Consider the following 8,809-nt stretch of genomic DNA (forward strand, 5'->3'; position numbering starts at 1 on the left):
CCGGGATCTCCTCGTCCACGTCCCGGCGGGTGTGCAGCCGCTTCGCCAGCCAGGTGGCGGGCAGCAGCCAGAGCAGCCGCACCCCGACCACCACGGCGACGACGGCGGCGCCCCAGCCGAGCATCTCAGGTCCGCGTCCCTCGGCCACCCCGAAGACGTGGATGAGTTCGAGGCCGATGAGCCCGAAGGCGACGCCGGTGACGAGCGTGTCGACGACCTGCCAGAAGGTCTGGCCCGCGAGCCGCCCCATGACGTCGTCCGCGTCGACCGCGTGCTCCGCGAGGAAGAGGGCGGTGACGAGGACCGCGAGGACCCCGGAGCCGTGCAGCTCCTCGGCGAGGACGTAGCCCACGAAGGGGACGAGGAGCGTCAGACCGGTCTGGAGCGTGGCGTCGCCGAGGACGCCGATCAGCTTGTTGGAGAGCCAGCCGAGGCCGAGGCCCACGGCGACCGCGACCACACCGGAGAGCACCAGCTCACCGACCGCCTCCGGCCAGGAGAAGTGGCCGGTGACGACGGCGGTGATCGCCACGTGGTAGAGCACGATCGCGGTGACGTCGTTGAAGAGGCCCTCGCCCTCCAGGATCGACACCAGCCGGCGCGGCAGGCCGAGCGACCCGGCGACGGCGGTGGCCGCGACCGGGTCGGGCGGGGCGACGAGCGCCCCGAGCGCGAGGGCGGCGGCGAGCGGGAGACCGGGGACCAGCGCGTCGGCGACGGCGCCCACGACGGCCGTGGTGACGAAGACCAGGGCCACCGCGAGGAGGAAGATCGGCCGCTTGTTGGCCGCGAACTGACGCCAGGAGGTGCGCTGGACGGAGGCGTAGAGCAGCGGTGGCAGGACCAGCGGGAGGATGTACTGCGGCGGGATCTCGACGTTCGGGACGAACGGCAGCAGGGCCAGCACGATCCCGACGAGGGTCATCAGGACCGGTGCGGGCAGTCCGAGCCGCTCACCGAGGGGCACGGTGAGGACGGCTCCGAGCAGCAGCAGGAAGAGAAGGGCCAGTTGATCCACGGGCCCCACCTTGTCACGAACGTCCGTTTTCTCCGCCATGACCCCCGGGTCACGCGCCCGGGGGGCGGAGGCGACGGAGACCGCCGCTGTGCCCGGATCAGGCCCGCAGGGCCTTGCGCATGGCGCGGTGCGGCATCCCGGCGTCCGGGAACTCGGGGCCGTACGCCGCGTACCCGAGCCGCTCGTAGAAACCGAGCGCCTGGGTCTGCGCGTGCAGGTCCACGGCGTCGAGGCCGCGCTCGCGCGCCGCCTCCTCGATGGCCGCGACCAGTGCCGCGCCGACGCCGAGGCCACGGGCGGCCCGGGTGACCGCGAGCCGGCCCAGGGAGCCGACGGAGGCGTCCGCGCCGGTCTTCGCGAGCGCGTCCGCGCCGTGCAGCAGACGCCCGGTGCCCAGCGGTACGCCGTCCGCGCGGACCGCGAGGACGTGCACCGCGGTCGCGTCGTACGTGTCGTACTCCAGCTCCTGCGGGACGCCCTGCTCCTCGACGAAGACCTCGCGGCGGACCGCGAAGCAGGCCGCGCGGTCCTCCTCCCCGACGGCCTGCCGGACGGTGAGGCCGCCGGTCACCGGCTCTCCGCCTCGATGCGGTCCAGGGCGGTCCTGAGGTCGGCCGGGTAGGTGCTCTCGAACTCGACCCACTTCCCGTCGCCCGGGTGCTCGAAGCCGAGGCGGACGGCGTGCAGCCACTGCCGGGTCAGGCCGAGCCGCTTGGCCATGGTCGGGTCGGCGCCGTAGGTGAGGTCGCCGACGCAGGGGTGGCGGTGGGCCGACATGTGCACCCGGATCTGGTGGGTGCGGCCCGTCTCCAGTTTGATGTCGAGCAGCGAGGCCGCCCGGTACGCCTCGATGAGGTCGTAGTGGGTGACGGACGGCTTGCCGTCGGCGGTGACCGCCCACTTGTAGTCGTGGTTCGGGTGGCGTCCGATCGGGGCGTCGATGGTGCCGCTCATCGGGTCCGGGTGCCCCTGGACCAGCGCGTGGTAGCGCTTGTCGACCGTGCGCTCCTTGAACTGGCGCTTGAGCGAGGTGTACGCGTACTCCGACTTGGCGACCACCATGAGGCCCGACGTACCGACGTCGAGGCGGTGCACGATGCCCTGGCGCTCGGCGGCGCCGGAGGTGGAGATGCGGTAGCCGGCGGCGGCGAGACCGCCGATGACGGTGGTGCCGGTCCAGCCGGGGCTGGGGTGCGCGGCCACGCCGATCGGCTTGGTGATCACCACGATGTCGTCGTCGTCGTGGACGATCTCCATGCCCTCGACGGGCTCGGCGACGATCTGCACGGGCGCGGGCGCGCCCGGCATCTCGACCTCGAGCCACGCGCCGCCGCTGACCCGCTCGGACTTGCCGACGACGGCGCCGTCGACCTGGACCTTGCCTGCGGCGGCCAGCTCGGCCGCCTTCGTACGGGAGAACCCGAACATGCGGGCGATGGCGGCGTCGACGCGCTCGCCCTCCAGGCCATCGGGAACGGGCAGCGTGCGGATCTCGGGACTCGTACTCACCCGTCGAGTATGCCTTGTGCCGGGAGTGCTCAGTCCTTGTGGACGGTGCCGTCGGGGTCCAGGCCACGGAAGGACAGCAGGACGATCAGGATGCCGCCGCACACGATGGCGGAGTCCGCGAGGTTGAAGACGGCGAAGTGCGCCGGGGCGATGAAGTCCACGACCGCGCCCTCGAAGACGCCCGGGGAGCGGAAGATCCGGTCGGTGAGGTTGCCGAGCGCACCGCCGAGGAGCAGGCCGAGGGCGATGGCCCAGGGCAGGCTGTAGAGCTTGCGGGCCAGCCGGATGATCACCACGATCACCACGGCGGCGATGCAGGTGAAGATGATCGTGAAGGCCTCGCCCATGCCGAAGGCGGCGCCCGGGTTCCGGATCGCCTCGAAGCGCAGCAGGTCGCCGATCACCTTGATCGGCTCACGGCCCTCCAGCTTCTCCACGACCACGATCTTGCTGCCGAGGTCGAGGAGGTAGGCCACGACGGCCACCAGGAACAAGGCGAGGATCCGGCGCTTGCCCTTCGGCCGCTCCTCGGGAACGGCCGACTCGTCGGCCCCTGCTGAATCCGGCGTACCGATGACGCTCTCCGCCTCTGCCACTGAGTGAGTCCCTCGAACCTCGATGCCTGACCGTGCACCGAGGGTACGGCACGGGCCCGCGCCACCGGCAGCCCGGACCTCGCCTCACGCGGGGCCCGGGCCCGCCGGTGCCAGGGGCCCGGGACGCCCTAGCCCCGGCGCTCCTGGCGCTGCTTGTCCTCGACGCACAGGGTGGCGCGGGGGAAGGCCTGCATGCGCGCCTTGCCGATGGGCCTCCCGCAGATCTCGCAGAGCCCGTAGGTGCCGGCGTCCAGCCGCTCCAGGGCGTGCTCGGTCTGCTCCAGCATCTCGCGGGCGTTGGCGGCGAGGGCCAGCTCGTGCTCCCGGGTGATGTTCTTGGTGCCGGTGTCGGCCTGGTCGTCGCCGGCGCCGTCGCCGGAGTCCCGCATGAGGCCGGTGAGCTCCTGCTGCGAGTGCGCGAGCTCGGTGCGCAGGCGCGTCACCTCCGCCTGGAGCACACCGCGGGCCTCCGCGACCTCCTCCGGCGTCCAGGGATCCTCGCCGGGGCGTACCGCGAGCTCCCCGGCGCGGGCCGGGGGCACCGCCGCCTCGTCCTCGACGGTCGTGACGCCACCCGCGGTCTTCTTCGCTGCCACCGTCCTGGCTCCTGTCTGCTGCTTCGCGGCGCCCGCCGTCCTGGCGGGCGCCTTCCTCGCCTCGGCCTTCCTGGCCGTGGTCCTCTTCGCCGGGGCCGCCGGGGCCCCGGGGGCCTCCGGCGTCTCCGGGGGTTCGGCGGGCCCGGCACCGGCCGGGTCCGGGGTGTCCGGGCCGCCCGGACCTTCCGGGGCCCCGGGGGGTACGGCGGGGGCGGCCGGCTCGCGGGCCGCCGGAGTCCTCTTCGCGGCCTTCTTCCGCGCCGGGGCCTTCGGGGCGGCCGTACCTCCCGAGCTCCCGGAAGGGGCCTTCCTCGCCGGGGCCTTCCTCGCCGGTGTCCTCCCGGTGGCGGGCGGCGGCGCCGGGGCGGCCTTCTCCGGGTCCGTCCGCTTCGCGGCGGCCTTGCGCGCCGCCGTCGTCCCGGCCGTGGCCTTCTCCGCCGCGGCCCTCCCGGCCACCGTCCGTTTCCCCGCCGGCTCGGCCGTGCTCCTCTCCACCGCGGACGACCCGGCCGTCCTCCCGCGCGCGGGGGCCGCCGTGGCCGTCCTCTTCCCGACCGCCGTCCTCTTCCCCGCCACGTCCTTGCCGTCCACGCCCGCGCCGGCGGAACGCGCACCGGCGGAACCGGCGGCGGACCGGGCTCCCGCCGGGGCCTTTGAGGCCGTCGGGGACTTCTTCGCGGCGGTCTTCTTCGCCACCATGTCGCGGCCCCTTCACATTTTGTGATCTTGCTCGCGAATCGTGCTGGGACGATAAATCGGCCCAGGGTCCGCGGCAACGGGGCACGCCGCCGTTCCCGCCCGCCCCCGTACCCCACGGGACGGGCCTGCCTCCGTTGTGCCCCGCTCACCGCCCGGTAATCCGCCCGCCGCCCTCCCCCACATGGCCGTATCCGAACTCCCGGGCGCCCCGTGTGGCCATTCGGGTCACCGGGGGGCGGCGAAAAGGACGTGCGGTGACCCTCGCTCCGCCCCGTACACTGGGGCGTAGCGAGAGGCTTGGATGGGGACGAGTAGCGTCGTACGCAGCCATGAGCGACCCGGGGACGGTGAGAGCCCGGGGGCGAGCCCGATGTGAAGCATCACCCCGGAGCTGCCGGAAGAAAGCCGCGGGTCACCGCGGTGACTAGACCCGGCGTCGCGACCCCAATGAGGGGGCTCAGGGTGTCCGCGCCCGGGGCCAAGGAGGGTGGTACCGCGGGAGCAGTGCTCTCGTCCCTCCGACGGAAGAGAACCGTCCGTCCGGAGGAGAGTCCGCCGCATGACACCGCCGCAGTACCGTCAGGTGCCCGCCCAGGTCGACCTGCCCGCGCTCGAGCACGCCGTGCTCGACTTCTGGCAGGAGAACAAGGTCTTCGAGAAGACCCTGGAGCAGTCCGCAGGCCGCCCCGAGTGGGTGTTCTACGAGGGCCCGCCCACCGCCAACGGCATGCCCGGCGCCCACCACATCGAGGCCCGCGTCTTCAAGGACGTCTTCCCCCGCTTCCGGACGATGCGCGGCTACCACGTGGCCCGCAAGGCCGGCTGGGACTGCCACGGCCTGCCGGTCGAGCTCGCCGTCGAGAAGGAGCTCGGCTTCTCCGGCAAGAAGGACATCGAGGCGTACGGCATCGCCGAGTTCAACGCCAAGTGCCGCGAGTCCGTGACCCGTCACACCGACGCCTTCGCCGAGCTGACGACCCGCATGGGCTACTGGGTCGACCTGGACGACGCCTACCGGACGATGGACCCCTCGTACATCGAGTCGGTCTGGTGGTCGCTGAAGCAGATCTTCGACAAGGGCCTGCTGGTGCAGGACCACCGCGTCGCCCCCTGGTGCCCCCGCTGCGGCACCGGCCTGTCGGACCACGAGCTGGCCCAGGGCTACGAGACGGTCGTCGACCCCTCCGTCTTCGTGCGTTTCCCGCTGACCTCCGGCCCGCTGGCCGGCAAGGCGGCCCTCCTCGTCTGGACGACGACCCCGTGGACCCTGGTGTCCAACACGGCGGTCGCCGCCCACCCCGAGGTCACCTACGTGGTCGCCACCGACGGCGACGAGCGGCTCGTCGTCGCCGAGCCGCTCCTGGAGAAGGCGCTCGGCGAGGGCTGGGTGACCACCGGCGAGTCCTTCACCGGCAAGGACATGGAGCGCTGGACCTACCAGCGGCCCTTCGAGCTGGTGGAGTTCCCGGCCGAGGCCCACTTCGTCGTCAACGCCGACTACGTGACCACCGAGGACGGCACCGGTCTCGTCCACCAGTCCCCCGCCTTCGGTGAGGACGACCTCAAGGTCTGCAAGGCGTACGGTCTGCCGATGGTGAACCCGGTCCGCCAGGACGGCACCTTCGAGGAGGACCTGCCGCTGATCGGCGGTGTCTTCTTCAAGAAGGCCGACGAGGCGCTCACCGCCGACCTGGAAGCCCGCGGCCTCCTCTTCCGCCACGTGCCGTACGAGCACAGCTACCCGCACTGCTGGCGCTGCCACACGGCCCTGCTCTACTACGCGCAGCCGTCCTGGTACATCCGGACGACCGCGGTGAAGGACCGCCTGCTCCAGGAGAACGAGAAGACGAACTGGTTCCCGGACTCGGTCAAGCACGGCCGCTTCGGCGACTGGCTGAACAACAACATCGACTGGGCGCTCTCCCGGAACCGCTACTGGGGCACCCCGCTGCCGATCTGGCGCTGCGAGGAGGGCCACCTCACCTGCGTGGGTTCGCGCGCCGAGCTGACCGAGCTGACCGGCGCCGACCAGTCCGGGCTCGACCCGCACCGGCCGTTCATCGACGACGTGACCTTCACCTGCCCGGCCGACGGCTGCGCGCTGGAGGCCGTCCGGGTGCCGGAGGTCATCGACGCCTGGTACGACTCGGGCTCGATGCCGTTCGCCCAGTACGGCTACCCGTACCGGAACAAGGAGCTGTTCGAGAGCCGGTACCCGGCGCAGTTCATCTCCGAGGCCATCGACCAGACCCGCGGCTGGTTCTACACCCTGATGGCCGTCGGCACCCTGGTCTTCGACAAGTCCTCGTACGAGAACGTCGTCTGTCTCGGCCACATCCTCGCCGAGGACGGCCGGAAGATGTCCAAGCACCTGGGCAACATCCTCCAGCCGATCCCGCTCATGGACCAGCACGGCGCCGACGCGGTCCGCTGGTTCATGGCGGCCGGCGGCTCCCCGTGGGCGGCCCGCCGGGTCGGCCACGGCACGATCCAGGAGGTCGTCCGCAAGACCCTCCTGACGTACTGGAACACGGTCGCCTTCCAGGCCCTCTACGCCCGTACGGCCGGCTGGGCCCCGTCGGCCGCCGACCCTGCCCCGGCCGAGCGCCCGGTCCTCGACCGCTGGCTGCTCGGCGAGCTGAACACGCTCGTCGCCGAGGCCACCGAGGCCATGGAGTCGTACGACACCCAGCGGACCGGCAAGCTCCTGTCGGCCTTCGTCGACGACCTGTCCAACTGGTACGTGCGCCGCTCGCGGCGCCGGTTCTGGCAGGGCGACGCGTCGGCGCTGCGCACCCTGCACGAGGTCCTGGAGACCGTCACCCGTCTGATGGCGCCGCTGACCCCGTTCATCACCGAGCGGGTCTGGCAGGACCTCGTCGTGCCCGTCACCCCGGACGCCCCCGAGTCGGTCCACCTGGCGAGCTGGCCGGAGGCCGACGCGGCGCTGACCGACCCGGCCCTCTCCGAGCAGATGGTCCTGGTCCGCCGACTGGTCGAGCTGGGCCGCGCCACGCGCGCCGAGTCCGGGGTGAAGACCCGTCAGCCGCTGTCGCGGGCGCTGGTCGCCGCCTCGGGCTTCGCCGCGCTCTCGCCGGAGCTGCGGGCCCAGATCACGGAGGAGCTGAACGTCTCCTCCCTGGCGTCCCTCTCGGAGGTCGGCGGCAGCCTCGTCGACACCACCGCCAAGGCGAACTTCCGGGCCCTCGGCAAGCGCTTCGGCAAGGGCGTCCAGGACGTGGCGAAGGCGGTGGCCGCGGCCGACGCGGCGGCGCTGTCGCTGGCGCTGCGCTCCGGTGAGGCCTCGCTGGAGGTGAACGGCGAGCAGGTGACCCTCTCCCCCGAGGAGGTCATCATCACCGAGACGCCGCGCGAGGGCTGGTCGGTCGCGTCCGACGCGGGCGCGACGGTCGCCCTGGACCTGGAGATCACCCCGGAGCTGCGGAAGGCCGGCCTCGCGCGGGACGCGATCCGGCTGATCCAGGAGGCGCGCAAGAACAGCGGCCTGGACGTGGCGGACCGGATCGCGCTGCGGTGGACGTCGGCGTCGGAGGAGACGGTGGAGGCGCTGTCCGCGCACGCCGGGCTGATCGCGGAGGAGGTGCTGGCGACGGAGTACGCGCAGGGTGAGCCCGACGACTCCTTCGGCCCGGCCTTCACGGACGAGCCCCTCGCCCTCACCTTCCACCTGCGCAAGTCCTGACCCGCCCCCGTCCGAAGGGCCCGGCTTCCCCGAAGCCGGGCCCTTCCCCGTACTCCCCTCGCGGGGCCGCGGGCCGGCGGGAGCCCCGCGTACGCCGAAGGGCCGGCTCCCGGGTGGGGAGCCGGCCCTTGGGGCTGCCGACCGGTGCGCGCCTCAGCGCGCGGGGGGCCGCCGCGTCAGTTGTCGTCCTCGTCGATGAGGAACCCGCGCATCGGCGCCGGCGCCTGCTGCATCGGCTGCGGAGCCTGCGGCCGGACCGGAGCCATCGGCTGGGTCATCGCGGGCGACATCTGCTGCTGACCGCCGTAGGACGGGGCGCCGCCCATGGAGGGCGCACCGCCCATCCCGCCGTTGCCACCGTAGGACGGCGCGCTCGCGCCGGCGGAGGCCATGGACGGGGACGGCGGCAGGGAAGCCGTCGCCGGGGTCCGCGGCGGAGCCAGCGAGTCGTCGGCCTGGGTCTCCAGCTGACGCAGCTGGGACTCGAGGTACGACTTCAGGCGCGTACGGTACTCGCGCTCGAAGCCGCGCAGGTCCTCGACCTTGCGCTCCAGCGTGGCGCGGGCGGACTCCAGGGAGCCCATCGCGACGCGGTGCTTCTCCTGCGCGTCCCGCTCAAGAGCGTCCGCCTTGGCGCGGGCGTCCCGCTCCAGGCCCTCGGCGCGCGAGCGCGCCTCGCCGACGATCT

Annotated in this window: 7 protein-coding genes and 1 pseudogene; 2 read left to right on the forward strand and 6 right to left on the reverse strand. The window is 72.8% G+C overall.

Features of this window, described 5'->3' with window-relative positions; all coding sequences use genetic code 11:
- From RIF68_RS17650 to RIF68_RS17670, 5 genes are all read right to left on the reverse strand, one after another.
- A partial coding sequence (locus RIF68_RS17650) for a cation:proton antiporter (protein ID WP_309052226.1) occupies positions 1-1,018 on the reverse strand: 1,018 nt, incomplete at its 3' end.
- Positions 1,019-1,115: 97 nt separating this feature from the next.
- Positions 1,116-1,589, reverse strand: a complete 474-nt coding sequence (locus tag RIF68_RS17655) for a GNAT family N-acetyltransferase (protein WP_309052227.1) — start codon at positions 1,587-1,589, stop codon at positions 1,116-1,118.
- Positions 1,586-2,527, reverse strand: coding sequence for an RluA family pseudouridine synthase (locus tag RIF68_RS17660; RefSeq protein WP_309052228.1), 942 nt, complete (start codon positions 2,525-2,527; stop codon positions 1,586-1,588). The genes RIF68_RS17655 and RIF68_RS17660 overlap by 4 nt, the downstream gene beginning before the upstream one ends.
- A 29-nt stretch (positions 2,528-2,556) precedes the next feature.
- Positions 2,557-3,123, reverse strand: a complete 567-nt coding sequence (gene lspA, locus RIF68_RS17665) for a signal peptidase II (protein WP_309052229.1) — start codon at positions 3,121-3,123, stop codon at positions 2,557-2,559.
- A 128-nt stretch (positions 3,124-3,251) separates the two neighbouring features.
- On the reverse strand, positions 3,252-3,719 hold the full coding sequence (locus RIF68_RS17670; RefSeq protein ID WP_309052230.1) for a TraR/DksA C4-type zinc finger protein: 468 nt from the start codon (positions 3,717-3,719) through the stop codon (positions 3,252-3,254).
- On the opposite strand from RIF68_RS17670, the gene RIF68_RS17675 reads away from it, so the two are divergent.
- Entirely contained in the window at positions 3,688-4,443 is a 756-nt protein-coding gene (locus tag RIF68_RS17675) for a hypothetical protein (protein ID WP_309052231.1), read from the forward strand. The genes RIF68_RS17670 and RIF68_RS17675 overlap by 32 nt on opposite strands.
- Before the next feature lie 534 nt (positions 4,444-4,977).
- A complete protein-coding gene (gene ileS / locus RIF68_RS17680) occupies positions 4,978-8,121 on the forward strand; it encodes an isoleucine--tRNA ligase (protein ID WP_309052232.1) in 3,144 nt (1,047 codons plus the stop codon).
- A gap of 176 nt (positions 8,122-8,297) precedes the next feature.
- On the opposite strand, the pseudogene RIF68_RS17685 reads toward ileS, so the two are convergent.
- Positions 8,298-8,809, reverse strand: a pseudogene (locus RIF68_RS17685) (cell division protein DivIVA); the annotation flags it as partial.

This window comes from Streptomyces sp. (assembly GCF_031178505.1).
Taxonomy (GTDB): Bacteria; Actinomycetota; Actinomycetes; order Streptomycetales; family Streptomycetaceae; genus Streptomyces; species Streptomyces gulbargensis.